The 15,902-nt window shown below is 71.7% G+C and carries 18 protein-coding genes; 9 read left to right on the top strand and 9 right to left on the bottom strand.

Translation table 11 applies throughout. The features are described 5' to 3' along the window. The first annotated feature begins 49 nt into the window (after positions 1–49). Positions 50–1,717, top strand: coding sequence for a dolichyl-phosphate-mannose--protein mannosyltransferase (locus OHN19_RS37350; protein WP_330268420.1), 1,668 nt, complete (start codon positions 50–52; stop codon positions 1,715–1,717). A 61-nt stretch (positions 1,718–1,778) separates the two neighbouring features. Continuing rightward, positions 1,779–2,708: a prephenate dehydratase gene (locus OHN19_RS37355; protein ID WP_330268421.1), complete on the top strand. Its 930-nt coding sequence runs from the start codon at positions 1,779–1,781 to the stop codon at positions 2,706–2,708. Here the strand turns inward: OHN19_RS37355 and OHN19_RS37360 are convergent. From OHN19_RS37360 to OHN19_RS37370, 3 genes are all read right to left on the bottom strand, one after another. After that, positions 2,625–3,113, bottom strand: a complete 489-nt coding sequence (locus OHN19_RS37360; RefSeq protein ID WP_330269793.1) for a TetR/AcrR family transcriptional regulator — start codon at positions 3,111–3,113, stop codon at positions 2,625–2,627. The two genes, OHN19_RS37355 and OHN19_RS37360, sit on opposite strands and share 84 nt — an antisense overlap. A gap of 126 nt (positions 3,114–3,239) precedes the next feature. Then, positions 3,240–4,091 (bottom strand): alpha/beta hydrolase, encoded by an 852-nt coding sequence (locus OHN19_RS37365; RefSeq protein ID WP_330268422.1) that lies wholly within the window; start codon positions 4,089–4,091, stop codon positions 3,240–3,242. Between the two features lie 74 nt (positions 4,092–4,165). Then, positions 4,166–5,212 carry an alpha/beta hydrolase gene (locus tag OHN19_RS37370; protein ID WP_330268423.1) on the bottom strand — a complete coding sequence of 349 codons (1,047 nt, stop codon included), beginning with the start codon at positions 5,210–5,212 and terminating at the stop codon, positions 4,166–4,168. 141 nt (positions 5,213–5,353) lie between these two features. Here OHN19_RS37370 and OHN19_RS37375 point away from each other — a divergent pair, with 141 nt between their 5' ends. Beyond that, positions 5,354–6,796, top strand: a complete 1,443-nt coding sequence (locus OHN19_RS37375; RefSeq protein WP_330269794.1) for an aldehyde dehydrogenase — start codon at positions 5,354–5,356, stop codon at positions 6,794–6,796. On the opposite strand, the gene OHN19_RS37380 is transcribed toward OHN19_RS37375, so the two are convergent. Together OHN19_RS37380 and OHN19_RS37385 are read right to left on the bottom strand one after the other, a co-directional pair. Continuing rightward, positions 6,786–7,331, bottom strand: a complete 546-nt coding sequence (locus OHN19_RS37380; RefSeq protein WP_330268424.1) for a GNAT family protein — start codon at positions 7,329–7,331, stop codon at positions 6,786–6,788. The genes OHN19_RS37375 and OHN19_RS37380 overlap by 11 nt on opposite strands. Positions 7,332–7,388: 57 nt before the next feature. Beyond that, the gene (locus OHN19_RS37385; RefSeq protein WP_330268425.1) at positions 7,389–7,763 is read right to left on the bottom strand and encodes a VOC family protein; all 375 of its coding nucleotides are present in this window, start codon (positions 7,761–7,763) and stop codon (positions 7,389–7,391) included. 198 nt (positions 7,764–7,961) lie between these two features. Here OHN19_RS37385 and OHN19_RS37390 point away from each other — a divergent pair, with 198 nt between their 5' ends. Beyond that, positions 7,962–8,156 carry a hypothetical protein gene (locus tag OHN19_RS37390; protein WP_330268426.1) on the top strand — a complete coding sequence of 65 codons (195 nt, stop codon included), beginning with the start codon at positions 7,962–7,964 and terminating at the stop codon, positions 8,154–8,156. Between the two features lie 112 nt (positions 8,157–8,268). Here the strand turns inward: OHN19_RS37390 and OHN19_RS37395 are convergent, their stop codons facing one another. Both OHN19_RS37395 and OHN19_RS37400 read right to left on the bottom strand, forming a co-directional pair. Further along, entirely contained in the window at positions 8,269–8,832 is a 564-nt protein-coding gene (locus OHN19_RS37395; RefSeq protein ID WP_330268427.1) for a CGNR zinc finger domain-containing protein, read from the bottom strand. 86 nt (positions 8,833–8,918) lie between these two features. Continuing rightward, complete coding sequence (locus tag OHN19_RS37400) at positions 8,919–9,347, bottom strand: hypothetical protein (RefSeq protein WP_330268428.1); 429 nt, start codon at positions 9,345–9,347, stop codon at positions 8,919–8,921. 204 nt (positions 9,348–9,551) lie between these two features. Between OHN19_RS37400 and OHN19_RS37405 the strand changes: the two genes are divergently transcribed. From OHN19_RS37405 to OHN19_RS37425, 5 genes are all read left to right on the top strand, one after another. Continuing rightward, the gene (locus OHN19_RS37405; protein ID WP_330268429.1) at positions 9,552–10,520 is read left to right on the top strand and encodes an NADPH:quinone oxidoreductase family protein; all 969 of its coding nucleotides are present in this window, start codon (positions 9,552–9,554) and stop codon (positions 10,518–10,520) included. Further along, positions 10,517–11,698: an acyl-CoA dehydrogenase family protein gene (locus OHN19_RS37410; protein ID WP_330268430.1), complete on the top strand. Its 1,182-nt coding sequence runs from the start codon at positions 10,517–10,519 to the stop codon at positions 11,696–11,698. The genes OHN19_RS37405 and OHN19_RS37410 overlap by 4 nt, the downstream gene beginning before the upstream one ends. After that, complete coding sequence (locus tag OHN19_RS37415) at positions 11,695–12,768, top strand: acyl-CoA dehydrogenase family protein (RefSeq protein WP_330268431.1); 1,074 nt, start codon at positions 11,695–11,697, stop codon at positions 12,766–12,768. Before OHN19_RS37410 ends, OHN19_RS37415 begins: the two co-directional genes overlap by 4 nt. 182 nt (positions 12,769–12,950) lie before the next feature. Beyond that, positions 12,951–13,808, top strand: a complete 858-nt coding sequence (locus OHN19_RS37420) for a phosphatidylinositol-specific phospholipase C/glycerophosphodiester phosphodiesterase family protein (RefSeq protein ID WP_330268432.1) — start codon at positions 12,951–12,953, stop codon at positions 13,806–13,808. 131 nt (positions 13,809–13,939) lie between these two features. Further along, a complete protein-coding gene (locus OHN19_RS37425; protein ID WP_330268433.1) occupies positions 13,940–14,134 on the top strand; it encodes a hypothetical protein in 195 nt (64 codons plus the stop codon). A 12-nt stretch (positions 14,135–14,146) separates the two neighbouring features. Here OHN19_RS37425 and OHN19_RS37430 read toward each other — a convergent pair whose 3' ends face one another. Then, the gene (locus OHN19_RS37430) at positions 14,147–15,385 is read right to left on the bottom strand and encodes a phosphodiester glycosidase family protein (protein WP_330268434.1); all 1,239 of its coding nucleotides are present in this window, start codon (positions 15,383–15,385) and stop codon (positions 14,147–14,149) included. Between the two features lie 72 nt (positions 15,386–15,457). After that, positions 15,458–15,820, bottom strand: a complete 363-nt coding sequence (locus OHN19_RS37435) for a DUF779 domain-containing protein (RefSeq protein ID WP_330269795.1) — start codon at positions 15,818–15,820, stop codon at positions 15,458–15,460. Positions 15,821–15,902 lie beyond the last annotated feature (82 nt).

Consider the following 15,902-nt stretch of genomic DNA (forward strand, 5'->3'; position numbering starts at 1 on the left):
TGGACGAGATATCGCGGCGACCGCACCCCGCCGCACGGCAGGGTGTCCGGTGACGAGCAGCCACACGACCAGTTCCTCCCTCGCCGAGGGCACCCGCACGCCGGCGCAGCCCGTGAACTGGCAGGACCGGCTTCGACGGCACGGGTACACGGTCCGCCCGGTGACCGGGGTCCGTGAACGCCTCGTCCCGCGCTTCCCGAAGCCTTCGCTGTGGGACTGGCTGGGGCCGGTGCTCGTCACCGCCGTGGCCGGGGTGATCCGCTTCTGGCACCTCGGCCGGCCCCGGGCGGTGATCTTCGACGAGACGTACTACGCCAAGGACGCCTGGTCCCTGCTCCGGCTGGGCTACGAAGGCACCTGGCCGGACCGCAAGATCGCCGACCCGCAGCTCCTCGCCCACCCCCAGGTCGTCTCGCTCTCCGACACGGGAGTCTTCGTCGCGCACCCGCCGACCGGCAAGTGGGTCATCGCCCTCGGCGAGTGGATGTTCGGCCTCACCCCCTTCGGCTGGCGCTTCATGACGGCGGCCCTCGGCACCCTGTCGGTGCTCATGCTGTGCCGCATCGGGCGCCGGCTGTTCCGTTCGACCCTGCTGGGCTGCCTGGCCGGCGCGCTCCTCGCGGTGGACGGGCTGCACGTGGTGATGAGCCGGACCGCCCTGCTGGACCTCGTCGTCATGTTCTTCGTCCTGGCGGCGTTCGGCTGTCTGCTGGTCGACCGGGACCACGCACGGGCCCGCCTCGCGGCCGCCCTGCCGGTCGGCGCGGACGGCCGCGCGCGCCCGGACGAGCACACCGGCGACCACGCCGGAACGGGGCTGCGCCCCTGGCGGCTCGGCGCGGGCGTCTTCCTGGGCCTGGCCGCCTCCACCAAGTGGAACGGCCTGTACGTCCTGGTCTTCTTCGCGGTCCTGACCGTGCTGTGGGACGTCGGCTCCCGCCGCGTGACCGGCTCCCGCCGCCCGTACCTGGCCGTGCTGAACAAGGACCTCGGCTGGTCCCTGCTCTCCCTGGTGCCGGTCGCCGTGCTGACCTATCTGGCGACCTGGACCGGCTGGTTCCTGTCCGACGACGGCTACGGACGCCACTGGGCCGACGGCCGCGGCGGCACCTGGTCCTGGATCCCCGCCCCGCTGCGCAGCCTGTGGCACTACGAACAGGGCGTGTACGACTTCAACGTGGGCCTGCACACCCCGCACAAGTACGACTCGAACCCCTGGAGCTGGCTGGTCCAGGGCCGCCCGGTGCTGTTCGACTACCAGTCGCCGAAACCGGGCCAGGAGGGCTGCCGTACGGCGGTCGACTGCTCCCAGACGGTCCTCGCCCTCGGCACCCCGCTGCTGTGGTGGTCGGCCGTCGGCGCCCTCGCGTACCTGCTCTTCCGATGGGCGCTGCGCCGCGACTGGCGGGCCGGGGCGATCCTGTGCGGGGTGGGCGCCGGCTACCTGCCCTGGTTCCTGTACCAGGACCGCACGATCTTCTCCTTCTACGCCGTCGTCTTCGTGCCGTTCCTGTGCCTGGCGGTGGCGATGACGGTCGGCGCGATCCTGGGCCCGTCCGGCTCCGACCTCAGGCGGCGCACCCTGGGCGCGGTCGCCGCGGGCACCCTCGTCCTGCTCATCGCCTGGAACTTCATCTACTTCTTCCCGCTCTACACCGGGCAGACGATCCCGTACGCCGACTGGCACTCCCGGATGTGGCTGGACACCTGGATCTGAGCGGACGGAACCCTGATACGTTACGGAACTTCCGCCGCCCCACGACAAGAGACCGAGCACAGTGACGACCGTCGCGTACCAAGGTGAACCCGGATCCAACTCGGCGACCGCCGCGCACACCCTGTACCCCCGGTGCGCCGAGCAGCCCTGCACGAGCTTCGAGCAGGCCCTGGACGCGGTGACCCTCGGCACCGCCGACGTGGCCGTCATCCCGGTCGACAACTCCGCGGCCGGACGCGTGGCCGACGTGCACCATCTGCTGCCCGAGTCGGGGCTGTTCATCGTCGCCGAGCACTTCCTCGCCATCCGCTTCGACCTGATGGGCGTGCCCGGGGCGACCGCGGACCAGGTGGAGTGCGTACGCAGTCACGTCCACGCCCTCGGGCAGTGCCGCAAGGTGCTGCGGGAGGGCGGCTGGCGCACCCTCGTCAGCGACGACACCGCCGGCGCGGCGCGCGAGGTGGCCGAGCTCGGCGACCCGCGGCACGCGGCGCTCGCCCCGCCCGCGGCGGCCGAGCGGTACGGCCTCGACGTGCTGCGCGCCGGGGTCGAGGACGACCCCGACAACACCACCCGGTTCGTCGTCCTGTCCCGGGACGCCGTCGTGGCCCCGGACACCGGGCGGCCGACGATGACGAGCCTGTTCTTCTCCGTGCGCAACATCCCCAGCGCGCTGTTCAAGGCGCTAGGCGGGTTCGCCACCAGCGGGGTGAACCTCACGAAGATCGAGAGCTACCAGGTCGGCGCGGGGCTCGACGCCAGCCGCTTCTACGTCGAGATCGAGGGCCACCCGGACGAGCGGCACGTCGCCCTCGCCCTGCACGAACTGGGCTTTTTCTCCACCGAGGTGCGGATCCTCGGCGTCTACCCCGCCCACCCGCACCGCTCCCGTACCGCCGTGGCCGCCTCAGGAGCGGCCGAGGCCGTTCAGCAGGGTGTCGACGACGACGTCCGCGGCCTGCGCGGGGCTCAGCCGGGGCAGTTGACGTGACACCAGGTGCATGAGCTGGGGCAGGAGAGCGCCGGTCCAGCCGCCGGGGACGTCCGGGCGCAGGAGGCCCTCGGCGGTGGCGCGGTCCAGGAAGGCGTCGACCTCGGCGATGCAGGCGTCGCGGCGGGCGTGGACCGACTCGTCGGCGAGCATGCGGGCGAGGTCGACGGGCCAGGTGCGGTTGACGGCGATGATGTTCTCGACGTAGCGGTGCAGGGCGACGGCCACCGGCGCCTCACGCAGCCGCGCGTCCTCGATGGCCTTCTCGATCGCCGTCAGACGGGCTTCGTAGATGGCGGCGAGCAGGTCCTCGCGGGAGGCGAAACGCCGGTAGACGGTACGCCGGTCCACGCCCGCCTCCGCCGCGATACCGGCGATGCTCGTGCCCGGGTCGGCGGCGAGCATGCGGGCCCCGGTGGTCAGGAGGGCTTCCAGATTGCGCGCTGCGTCGGCTCTCACCGGGCCCAGTCTAGGGTGCGGGTGTGGCAGCTCTCCCTGGTAGTGCCATGCCGGTGAGGCGCTTCGGCGGGGTCAGTGGACCGTCGAGCGGGCGGCCCGCTCGATGACGTCGGCCACGAGACGCGGGTGGGACACGGCGACCGAGTGGGAGGCGGCGACCTCGGTCGTGCGGGCGTGTGCGCGCTCGGCCATGTAACGCTGCACCGCCACGGGGATGTTGAGGTCACGGGTGGTGACGATGTCCCAGGACGGGATGGTCCGCCAGGCGGCGGAGGTGGCCTTCTCCTCCAGGGCCGACTGTGCGACGGGGCGCTGTGCGGCGGCCATCAGCGCGGCCCGGTCGGCCGGGACGTCGGCGGCGAACTGGTGGCGGAACTTGTCCTGCTGGATGTACAGGTCGGTGGCGGTGGTGCCGTCGGCCTGGCTGTAGGTGACGGGGTCCAGGGCGCCCGGGAGCGTGGAGCCGGGGTACCTGCCGGTCAGCTCCAGGGCGCTCTCCCCGGGCGCGGGGAGGAACGCGGCGACGTAGACCAGCGCCTTGACCTGGGCGTCGCCGGTGGCCGCCGCGCTGATGACGTTGCCGCCGTAGGAGTGACCGACCAGGATCTCGGGACCCTTCACGTGGTCCAGGACGGTCCGCAGGGCGGCGGCGTCGGAGGCGGGGCCGCGCAGGGGGTTGGCGGCGGCGACGACCGGGTAGCCGTCGGCGCGCAGTGCGGCGATCACGCCGTTCCAGCTGGAGCCGTCGGCGAAGGCGCCGTGCTCCAGGACGACGGTCGGCCGGGGGCGCGGGCCCGCCTCGCCGGTCCCCGCCGTGCCCTCGGCGGTGCCGCTCAGGGTGAACGCGCCCAGCGCGAGCCCTGCCGTGAGCGCCGAGACCACACCGGTCACCACGCGCTTGCGTCCACCTCTGATGCTCACCACGGAAAACTCCTCTCGGGTAGTCGAACCACGGGCCGTTCGATGCCCGTCACTGCTTTGAAGGGTGATGTGGGGTGTTATGCCAGGCGGTCCGCGTCGGCCACCGCCTGGGCGAAGACCGCGGGCGCCTCCTGCGGGAGGTTGTGGCCGATGTCCGCGATCGCGCGGTGCTCGTACGGGCCCGTGAAGTGGTCGCGGTAGGCGGAGCCGTCGCCGGGAGCGGTGAAGGGATCGAGGGCCGGGTCCAGCGTGATCGTGGGGACACCGACGGGGGGCTGCGCGGCGAGCAGCCGCTCGTAGCGGTCGTACCGGCGTTCCCCCTCGACCAGGCCGATGCGCCAGCGGTAGTTGAACAGGACGACGGCCGCGTAGTCGGGGTTCTTGAAGGCCTCGGCGGTGCGCTGGAACGTGGCGTCATCGAAGGCCCAGGTGGGGGAGACGAGCGTCCAGACGTAACGGCACAGGGCGATGCGCTGGTCGACGTCCTCCATGGCCTGCTTGCCGCGCTCGGTCGCGAAGTACCACTGGTACCACCAGTTGTGCTCGACGGCCGGGGCGGCGGGCGCCAGCTGCGCCTTGCGGTTCGTGATCAGGTAACCCCCGGTCGAGACAAGGGCCTTGACGCGCTCGGGCCACAGCGCGGCGATGATGTCGGCGGTGCGGGAGCCCCAGTCGAAACCGGCGAGCACGGCCTTGTCGATCTTCAGGGCGTCCATCAGGGCGACGATGTCGAGCGCGACGGCGGACTGCTCGGCGGTGCGCGGGGTGTTGCGGGACAGGAACCGGGTGCCGCCGTGTCCGCGCAGGTGGGGAACGATGACGCGGTACCCCAGGTCGGCGAGGAGCGGGGCCACGTCGACGAAGCTGTGGATGTCGTACGGCCAGCCGTGCAGGCAGATGACGACCGGGCCGTGGGCGGGACCCGCCTCCGCGTAGGCGACGTCGAGGACGCCCGCCTTGATGCGCTTGAGCCTGCCGAAGTCCGCGTGCGTGCCGGGGTCGGCGGTGGCCACGCCCGGGGCGGGTGCGGCCGCGGACGCGCCGGCCTGAAGGCCTGTCAATGAGGCGGCTGCCGCCCCCGTGCCCAGGCCGACGGCCTTGCTGAAGGTACGCCTGTTGATCATCTGAACCTCCGTCGCGCGAGATCCCCGTGGCTCTCGCTGTGATGACCTTGGCATCGCGTGCGTCACCTGTCAAACCGGTGACGCTAGAACGTTCTCGATAAGTGCTACATTGATGTGACAGTTAACTTCGGAAGGATGCGCATGTTCACCTACGACCGGCTCTTCATCGGCGGCTCCTGGGCCGAACCGAGCGACCCGGACCCCCTGGACATCCCCTCGCCGCACGACCGGTCGGTGATCGGCCGTGCCGTGCAGGCGCGGCCGGACGACGTGGACCGCGCGGTGGCCGCGGCGCGCCGGTCGTTCGACGAGGGTGTGTGGCGACTGACCCCGCCCGCGGAGCGGATCGAGGCCCTGCGGCGGTTCAACGCACTGCGCGAGGAGCACGCGGAGCACATCGCCCATCTGATCTCGCTGGAGAACGGCTCGGCGGGGTGGTTCACCCGCGCCGGGCAGCCTGGACTGACGAAGCAGGCGAACGCCTACCTGAAGGCGGCGGAGGAGTTCGGCTGGGAGGAGACGCTCGTGCCCTCCGACCCCGCGTCCCCGGTGCGCAGCGTGGTGCGGCGCGAGGCGGTCGGCGTGGTGGCCGCGGTGATCCCGTGGAACTCCCCGTTCTCCTCGGCCACTTCGAAGATCATCCCGGCCCTGCTCGCCGGCAACTCCGTGGTCCTCAAGGTCTCGCCCGAGAACTCGCTGAGCATGGGTTTCCTGGCCGAACTGCTGGAGCGGACGGGCCTGCCCGAGGGCGTGGTCAGCGTGCTGCCCGCGGACCGGGAGACCAGCGAGTACCTGATCTCGCACCGGGACGTCGACAAGATCGCCTTCACCGGCTCGACGCGGGCCGGCCGCCGGATCGCCGCGATCGCCGGTGAGCAGCTGAAGCGGGTCAGCCTGGAGCTGGGCGGCAAGTCCGCCGCGGTGATCCTCCCCGACGCCGACATCGACAAGGCGGTCGCGGGACTGAGGTTCGCCTCCCTGCTCAACAACGGCGAGTCGTGCATCGCCCAGACCCGGGTCCTGGCCCCGCGCAGCCGGTACGAGGAGGTCGTGAGCGCGCTGAAGGAGCTGGTGGAGTCGCTGCGGGTGGGGGACCCGGGGGACCCCGACACCTTCATCGGGCCGATGATCCGCCCCGACCAGCAGGAGCGGGTGCGGGCCTACATCCGGCTCGGCATCGACGAGGGCGCCCGCCTGGTCACCGGCGGCCCACACATTCCCGAGGGCCTGGAGAAGGGCAACTACGTCACGCCCACCGTCTTCGCCGACGTCGACAACTCCATGCGGATCGCACAGGAGGAGATCTTCGGTCCGGTGCTGGTCGTCATCGCCTACGACGACGAGGACGACGCCGTCCGTATCGCCAACGACTCGGAGTACGGCCTCTCCGGTGGCGTCTGGTCCGCCGACGAGGAGCACGCCCTCGCGGTGGCCCGCCGCATCCGCACCGGCACCGTCACGGTCAACGGGGCGTCGGTCGCCTTCGACGGGCCGTTCGGCGGGTTCAAGGCGAGCGGTGTCGGCCGGGAGTACGGAGCGGTGGGGCTGGGGACCTACACCGAGTACAAGACGATCACGGTGTGAGCGGGGCGGGCTTCCAGTCGCGGGCGAGGAGGCCGAGCAGGACCTCGTCCAGGAACTCGCCCATCACCCAGGCCGAGGAGCGCAGCACGCCCTCGCGGACGAATCCGTTGCGCTCGGCGGACCGCAGCATCGCGGCGTTGTCCGCCAGGGTCTCGATCTGGAGCCGGTGCAGACCGCGCACGACGAAGCCGTAGTGGCACAGGACGGCGACCACGTCGGTGCCGTAGCCCTTGCCGCGGCAGGACGGCAGCAGTCCGAGGCCGATGTGCGCGGTCCGGTTGTGGGTGTCGATGCCCCACAGCGTCGCGGTGCCGACGAGGGTCCCGCCCTCCAGCTCCACCACGGAGAACGGAACGTGCCCCTGCTCCTTGTCGTCCACCACGAGCCGCGGGTCCTTCGAGCCGGGCGTGATCGGCCGCCACGGCCCGCCCTCCGCGCGCGACGCGTTGACCACGTCGTCGAAGAGCTCGGTTCGCAGAACCGGGATGTCGTCCTCGTGACGGGCCCTGAGCCCGACTTTGCCGCCCTTGAGCATGCGAGATTCTTATAGGACCGGGCCGGCCTGCGGCAACCGAATAGGGGCGGCGCGGGCTCAGTGGAAGCAGAGGCAGAACGGGTGGCCGGCCGGGTCCGCGTAGACCCGCCAGTTGGCCTCCGGGCGGAGCTGGTCCGTGCGTTCCAGCACGGTCGCGCCGAGGGCGAGGGCCCGCTTCTCCTCGCCGTCGAGATCGTCCACGTCGAAGTCCAGGTGCAGCTGTTGCGGGTGGTCCTGGCTCGGCCATCGCGGCGGCCGGTAGCCGTCCACCCGCTGACAGGCCAGCGGTGTCCCCTCGAACCCGTGCACCTCGACCCAGTCGGGATCCTCGGCGTCCGCGACCACCCGGCCGCCGAGCAGCTCCGCGTAGAACTCGGCGAGCCGTACCGGATCGGCACAGTCCAGCGCGACCGCCTGCAGCTTTCGAATCACTTCCGGCACTCCTTGACCTACGACCACTTCGGATACGTCCCGTCAGGCAGGGTTCGTACCCCCGCCTGGGGGAGGCATGCGTGCGGACACCCCCGCAGGGGCGATCCCGCCCGCGTCACCGGCTTGACAGGTGACGCGATGAGTGCGCATGCTGATGGTCGTCCCATCGGGGTGCATTTCGTGTAGGGGAGAACGGTCATGAACAGGGACCTCACCATGGACGCCGACTCGGCAGCCCGGCACGCCCGCTACGGCAGCCTCCCCGAGCGCATTCGCTTCGAGGACATGACGGAAGAGGTGGAGGCCGCTCCCGCGGGCGGGGCGAACGCCTCGTACGACCCGGCGGGCAGCTGGAAGTACTACTCGTGCCTGGCCCTCGATCTCGGGCTGTAGGCCGAAGAGAGTGACCGGACACGATGTCGGGGGGCCGTGACCTTCAAGGTCATGGCCCCTTCGGCGGATCCCTCCCGCCGCGGGAGCGCGGCGGGCCGACCTCGTGGGTGTGTCAGTGCGCGGCCGCGGCGGACGTGTCCTTCTTGCGTGCCCGGTACGCCGCCGCCTTGATCTTGTTGCCGCACGACTCCATGCCGCACCACTGCCGTCGCATCCCGCGTGAGCGGTCGATGTAGACGCGGGTGCACTCCGGGTTGCCGCACTCCTTCAGGAGGGGGACGTCCGGCCCGCTCAGCAGCTCCACGGCCTGCCGGGCGACGGTCGCGAGGGCCTGTTCGGGGGTCGCGTCGGTGTGCCGGCCCGCCAGGGTGAGCTGTGGCGTCGCGGGCGCCTTGCGTGCCGCGGCGTTGAGCACGGCGAGCGCCTGCCGGTCGAACTCCTCGCCGAGCCGGCGGTCGGTGACCAGCTGGTAGACGGCCTCGCGCACCGTCGTCGCCGCCCGGACGTCGTCCTCCTCGCCGGGAGTGATCGCGTCCACCAGGCCGGACTCCAGGTACCAGGCGTTGAGCCGCTCCGGTGACACGAACATCTCGAAGCGGGCCGAACGCCGGGCCCGGAGGGTGGCTGCGAAGTCGAGGGCCGGATGTCCGCAGACGAAGACGTGGTCAAGGTTCACATCACCATTCTGACAGGTGACCTCCGGGAGGGGCAAGAATCGTCACCCCCCCGCGACCGGCGAACCGGCTGGCCCCGGCCGCCTGGTCACTCGGCCCGCAACGGCCCCGCGAACGACCTGCGCAGGGAACCGGGGGCCACCGCGGGCAGCAGGGCGGCCAGCATCCGGCCCTTGAGGGTGCGCGGCTGCCGGGTCAGTTCGACGTCGACCCGGGTGCCGGTGCCCTCGGGGCTCATCCGGAACACCCAGCCGCCGCCGGCCCCGAAGAGCTTGGAGTCGAGCGTGGTGACGGTGACCCTGTCCCCGTTCGGCTCCCACTCGTAGCGGGCCCGCTCCCAGGCGGCGGCGGTTCCCTCGGTGACCTCGGCCCAGGTGTCGCCGAGTTCGTGCACCTCGAAGTGCTCGGCGTCGATGGTCGGCCAGACCTCCGCGCGCGCGGGGCTGAAGTCGGTCAGCACCTCCAGCACGTCCTTCGGGCCGAGCGTGGAGACGAGATGGAACCGTACGACTGCCATGGCTTTCCTCACTAAGAAGTAACCGTTCTGACCGGTGACGAGAACCTCCCACGGATGTGCGTCACCTGTCAATGCGGTTACTCGTGAGGTGGGTCGGTTCCGCTTTCTCCCGCGGACTGTTCCCTGATCGGCAAGCAACCGCTTAGTATGCGAAGGACCCCGGTCAGACCCCGGCATGACGACGCAGTCCTGTGGAGGCCCCCCATGCAGGCATGGCAAGTGCACGAGAACGGCGAGCCGAGCGAGGTGATGCGCCTCGAGGACGTGGCCCGTCCCGTGCCCGGCGACGGCCAGGTCCTGCTGAAGGTGCGCGCCGGGAACATCAACTTCCCCGACGTCCTGATGTGCCGCGGCCACTACCAGGTCCGTCCGCCACTGCCCTTCACGCCGGGCGTGGAGATCTGCGGCGAGACCGAGGACGGACGGCGCGTGATCGCCAACCCCGCGTTGCCGCACGGCGGTTTCGCCGAGTACGCGGTCGCGGACGCCGCCGCGCTGCTGCCCGCGCCGGACTCGCTGGACGACGCCGAGGCCGCGGCCCTGCACATCGGCTACCAGACGGGCTGGTTCGGTCTGCACCGCCGGGCCCGCCTGGAGGCCGGGGAGACCCTGCTCGTCCACGCTGCCGCCGGAGGGGTCGGCAGCGCGGCCGTACAGCTCGGGAAGGCGGCCGGGGCCACCGTCATCGGAGTCGTCGGCGGCGCCGACAAGGCCGCCGTGGCCCGGGAGCTGGGCTGTGACGTGGTGGTGGACCGGCGGAGCGAGGACGTCGTCGCCGCCGTGAAGGAGGCCACCGGGGGCCGGGGCGCGGATGTGATCTACGACCCCGTGGGCGGCGAGGCCTACACGCAGTCGACCAAGGTCGTCGCCTTCGAGGGACGCATCGTGGTCGTCGGCTTCGCCGGCGGGACCATTCCGAGCCCCGCCCTCAACCACGCCCTGGTGAAGAACTACGCCATCCTGGGCCTGCACTGGGGCCTGTACAACACCAAGAACCCCAAGCTGGTCCAGCACTGCCACGAACAGCTCACCGAACTGGCCGCCCGCGGCGCGATCAAGCCGCTGATCAGCGAGCGCGTGCCGCTCGCCGGTGCCGCCGACGCCGTGCAGCGCCTCGGTGACGGGGTCACCACCGGCCGGATCGCCGTCGTACCCACGGGAGACCAGGCATGACCGACGCCGCCGAACTCCAGCGCCGTACAGCCGAGTTGCTGGCCGCTCACCCGCCCGCGAGCACGGACCGGTTCGACTTCCTCAAGGCCCGCTTCGACGCCGGGCTCGCCTGGGTGCACTACCCGGAGGGGCTCGGCGGGCTGAACGCGCCCCGCTCCCTCCAGGCCGTCGTGGACGCCGAACTGGAGGCCGCGGGCGCCCCCGACAACGACCCGCGGCGCAACGGCATCGGCCTCGGCATGGCCGCGCCGACCATCCTCAAGTACGGCACCGAGGAGCAGAAGCAGCGCTATCTGCGGCCCCTGTGGGTGGGGGAGGAGGTCTGGTGCCAGCTCTTCAGCGAGCCCGGCGCCGGATCCGACCTCGCGGCCCTCGGCACACGGGCGGTACGCGAGGGCGACGACTGGGTCGTCAACGGGCAGAAGGTGTGGACCTCCGGCGCCCACAACTCCCGCTGGGCCATCCTCATCGCCCGCACCGACCCGGACGTGCCCAAGCACGCGGGCATCACCTACTTCATCTGCGACATGACCGACCCGGGCGTCGACGTGCGCCCGCTCCGGCAGATCACCGGCGAGGCCGAGTTCAACGAGGTCTTCCTCACCGACGTCCGCATCCCCGACTCCCGCCGCCTCGGCGCGATCGGCGACGGCTGGCGGGTCGCCCAGACCACCCTCAACAACGAGCGCGTCGCCATCGGCGGCATGCGCCTGCCGCGCGAGGGCGGCATGATCGGCCCGGTCTCGAAGACCTGGCGCGAACGCCCCGAACTGCGCACCCAGGACCTGCACCAGCGCCTGCTGAAGCTCTGGGTGGACTCCGAGGTCGCCCGCCTCACCGCCGAGCGCCTGCGCCAGCAGCTCGTCGCCGGACAGCCGGGCCCCGAGGGCGCCGGCATGAAGCTCGCCTTCGCCCGCCTCAACCAGGAGATCAGCGGCCTGGAGGTCGAACTCCGGGGCGAGGAGGGCCTGTTGTACGACGACTGGACCATGCGCCGGCCCGAGCTGGTGGACTTCACCGGCCGCGACGCCGGCTACCGCTACCTCCGCTCCAAGGGCAACAGCATCGAGGGCGGGACCAGCGAGGTCCTGCTGAACATCGTCGCCGAGCGCGTCCTGGGCCTGCCCGCGGAGCCGCGCACCGACAAGGACGTCGCCTGGAAGGACCTCGCCCGATGACCGATCTTCTGTACTCCGAGGAGGAAGAGGCCCTCCGGGCCGCCGTGCGCGACCTGCTCGCCGACCACTGCGACGCGCCCGGTGTCATCGCCCGCACCGAGTCGGACACCCCGCACGACCTCGCGGCCTGGAAGGCGCTCACCGACGGCATGGGCCTCGCCGGGCTGCTGGTCCCGGAGGACAAGGGCGGCCAGGGCGCCACGCACCGCGAAGTCGCCGTCGTCCTGGAGGAGTTGGGTCGCGCGGTCGCCCCCGTGCCCTACCTCACCAGCGCGGTCGTCGCCACCGAGGCCCTGCTCGCCTGCGACGCCGACGACCTCCTCGCCGAGCTCGGGACAGGACGGAAGATCGGCGCCCTCGCCGTCGCCCTGAACATCGCGCCGGGCGGCGCCTACAAGGTCGTACGCCATGAGAACGGTGCCCTGCACGGGGAGTTGACGGCGATCGCGGACGCCCAGGCGGCCGACGTGCTGCTGGTGCCCGCGGACGACGGCGGGCTGTACGCGGTGGACGCCTCCGCCGCGACCGTCACCCCGCAGATCTCCTTCGACCTGACCCGGCCGCTCGCGACCGTCATGCTCGACGGAGCGCAGGGCCGCCTGCTCGGTGACGCCGAGGCCGCCGTGCACCGGGCCCTCCGGGCCGGGGCCGGGCTGCTCGCCTCCGAGCAGTTCGGCCTGGCCGAATGGACGTTGACCGAGACCGTGCGCTACCTCAAGGAGCGCAAGCAGTTCAACCGGCCCGTCGGCGGCTTCCAGGCGCTCAAGCACCGGCTCGCCCAGCTGTGGCTGGAGGTCGTCAACCTCCGTGCCGCCGCCCGCAACGCGGCCGACGCGCTCGCCACCGGCGAGGACGCCGACGTGGCGGTCGCCGTGGCCCAGGCCTACGCGGCGTCCGTCGCCGTGCACGCCGCCGAGGAGGCGCTCCAACTCCACGCCGGGATCGGCATGACGTGGGAGCACCCCGTGCACCTGTATCTGAAGCGGGCCAAGTCCGACTCGATCGCGTACGGCACGGCGGGCGTGCACCGCGCCCGGTTGGCCGAACTCGTCGACCTCCAGGCGCCCTGAGCATCCCCCACCGCAAGTCCGGTACAGCCCGCCCCACCTGGGGCGGGCTTTTCCGCGCGGGTGCGCGCAAGGAGTGAACGGGTGGCGGCGGTCCGGCCAACTCCTGTCGCGTACAGGTTCATTGAGGTGCAGATGGCCCCATACTCCCTGTGGTTCCGACCCACCCCACAGGGAGGCAGAACATGGCCCGCATCACCCGTCGCAGAGCCCTCACCACCTTCGGCGTCACGGCCGCCGCGGTGCTCGCCCCGCCCGCCGGCAGCGCGTGGGCGGCCGACCGCAAGCACCGCCCGCGTCCGCTGTGGCGCGCCCACGCCCACAACGACTACGAGCATCCACGCCCCCTCCTCGACGCCCTCGCCCACCGCTTCGGCAGCGTCGAGGCCGACATCTTCCTCGTCGGCGACCAACTCCTCATCGGCCACACCGTGGACGCCCTGGACCCGACGCGCACCCTCGAATCCCTCTACCTCGACCCGCTGGCCAGGATCGTGAAGGCCCACCACGGTTCCGTGTACCGGGGACACCGCCGGCCCCTCCAGCTGCTCATCGACATCAAGACCGAGGGCTCCTCGACCTACCTCGAACTCGACCGCCATCTCCGGCGGTACAAGCACCTGTTCACCACGTACGTCCACGGCAAGGTCGTGCCCGGCGCGGTCACCGCCGTGATCTCCGGCGACCGCGCCGCCCGGGTGCCGATGGCGGCCCAGACCGTCCGGCGGGCCTTCTACGACGGCCGGCTCACCGACCTCGGCACCTCGGCGCCCGCCTCCTTCATCCCGCTGATCAGCGACAACTGGACGCTCAACTTCACCTGGCTCGGCGTGGGCGCCTTCCCCGAGGCTGAGCGGCTGAAGCTGCGCAGCATCGTCCGGCAGGCCCACGCGCGCGGACAGCGGGTCCGCTTCTGGGCCACCCCTGACCTGCCGGGCCCGGCCCGGGACGCGCTGTGGCCCGAACTCCTCGCCGCCGGCGTCGACTACTTCAACACCGACGACCTGGCAGGCCTGGAGGCCTTCCTGGACGCCCACCGCTAGACCGCCTCGAACGGGCGGGGACACCACTCGTTCGGAGGACACTTCAGCCGCACGGACGAACCCTCCGCTACGCCACACTTGCGGCCGAACGCCGCGAAACGGTCCCGGCGACGTGGCGGAGGAGGCTGTCCATGGCGATTTCCATCTCGGTGCTGGTGCTGCTGCTGATCCTTGCGGTGGTCTTCCTGCGCAGCGGCGGACTCAAGGTCTCCCACGCGCTGGTGTGCGCGCTGCTCGGCTTCTACCTCGCCGGCACGAACATCGCGCCCACCATCCACAGCGGCATGACGGCGACGGCCGACATCGTCAGCAGTCTGCGCCCCTGAACCGGGTCGCGGTCAGCTTGTTGAGAACACCCCGATGCCGTTCGGGACGGGGCGTTCGGCGCCGCCCGAAGGGTGGTTGAGAGCGGCGACGGAACCCGTGCCCGGCATCCTCGCCGCCATGGTCGTCGAACCGCCGCCGTCCAGGCTGAAGGCGTCGACCGAGCCCAACGTCCGCATCGTGGCCGCGACTTCGGCGATCGTCAGCCCGCTGCGATAGGCGGGCGCCCCGTCCAGCGCGAGGAGATACAGCCTCCGACCGCCGTCCGCGATCCCCACGGCCGTGCGCACGGCGGACGTCGTGTCGTCGAGGCCGGGCAGCGGACGGCCGTCCTCCAGCAGGGGATACCCGCCGAGCGCGAAGCGGTAGGGGATGTGCGACGAGGCGGCGACCAGGCGGTGCTTCACCGTCACCGCGGAGCCGACCGCGAGCTTGCGCAGGTGCTGCGCGCCCGCCTCCCGGCCCACGAGCACCGTGGTGTCCGAGGCGATCGGTCCGCTGCCCGGGGTGTCGGCGGCGGCCACGACCCGTCCGGCACGGACCGTCACCTCGTAGGTGTCGGTGCTGCACGGGGCCGCCCGGTCCGTGTCCGTCCCGCAGGTCGCCCGCACCCTGGACACGCTGCCCCAGTCCGCGGTGAAGGCGCCCACCGAACCGACGGGCAGCGCGTACTGGTTGAGCCCGCCGAGCGGCAACCGCCCCTCGGGTGTGCGGACCGATCCGTCGAGGATCAGGTCGTCCAGGCGGGCCCGGCGGTCGGTGCCCACCCCGAACACGTCCTCGGTGCCGGTGCCGGGCGGCAGCACGGGTCCGAAACGCTGGCCGTCCGGCACCGCCCCCTTGAGCATCCGCCCCTGCGCGATCGCCGGTCCCACACTCGCGCCGGTCGCCTCCACGCCCGGGTGCTGGGTCTCGGTGATGTTGAAGAAGTCGCCGTTGACCCCCGCGAGGGCACCCTGAGCGGTCGCCTGCCGGGACACCGTGGCCCGCGCGGCCACCGCCCCCGGATACAGCAGCCCCACCCGCACCCGCGGATCGCGCAGGTCCACGCGCAGTACATGGGCGTGCGCGGGCCCCGCGGCCGCTGAGAGGTCGAACTGCCCGTACCGCACGCCCGTCGCGAGCCGTGTCCACTCCGGTGCGGCGCCGGCCGGTGCCGCACCCACCAGGGCCGTGCCGGCCAGCGTGCCGAGTGCCGCGAGAAGCGTCAGTACCGATCTGCCTGCGCCGAAACGTCCTTGACGGTGCGTCACAGCTCTCCCTGAGGTCTCGTCAACTGTCCCAGAACTCAGGGGAAGTGCACCAGAGGACGACGGGCGCGGGGCCTACTCGGCACCGACCACACGCGAACGGATGAGGAAACGCACCCCCTCGGGTGCTTCCAGGGAGAATCCGCTGCCCCGGCCCTCGACCACGTCGACAATCAGCCGGGTGTGCGCCCACACCTCGTACTGACTCCTCGACATCCAGAACGTCACGGGCGTTTCGACCCCGGCCACGTCCAACTCGGCGAGCAGCACGTCCGAGCCGCCGGTACGGAACTCGCCCTCCGGGTAGCACATCGGCGCGCTGCCGTCACAGCAGCCGCCGGACTGATGGAACATCAGCGGCCCGTGCGCCTCGTGCAGCCGACGCAACAGCCCGGCGGCCGCGGCCGTCAGCTCGACACGCGGCACCTCGTCGTACATGGCACGTGCGGAATCCTCGTCCATGGTCGTCGAGTGCACCACGGGGAAGGTTGCGAGGGGGTTGCACGGACCGCCGCCCGGA

Source organism: Streptomyces griseorubiginosus, assembly GCF_036345115.1.
In the GTDB taxonomy this organism is placed as follows: Bacteria; Actinomycetota; Actinomycetes; order Streptomycetales; family Streptomycetaceae; genus Streptomyces; species Streptomyces griseorubiginosus_C.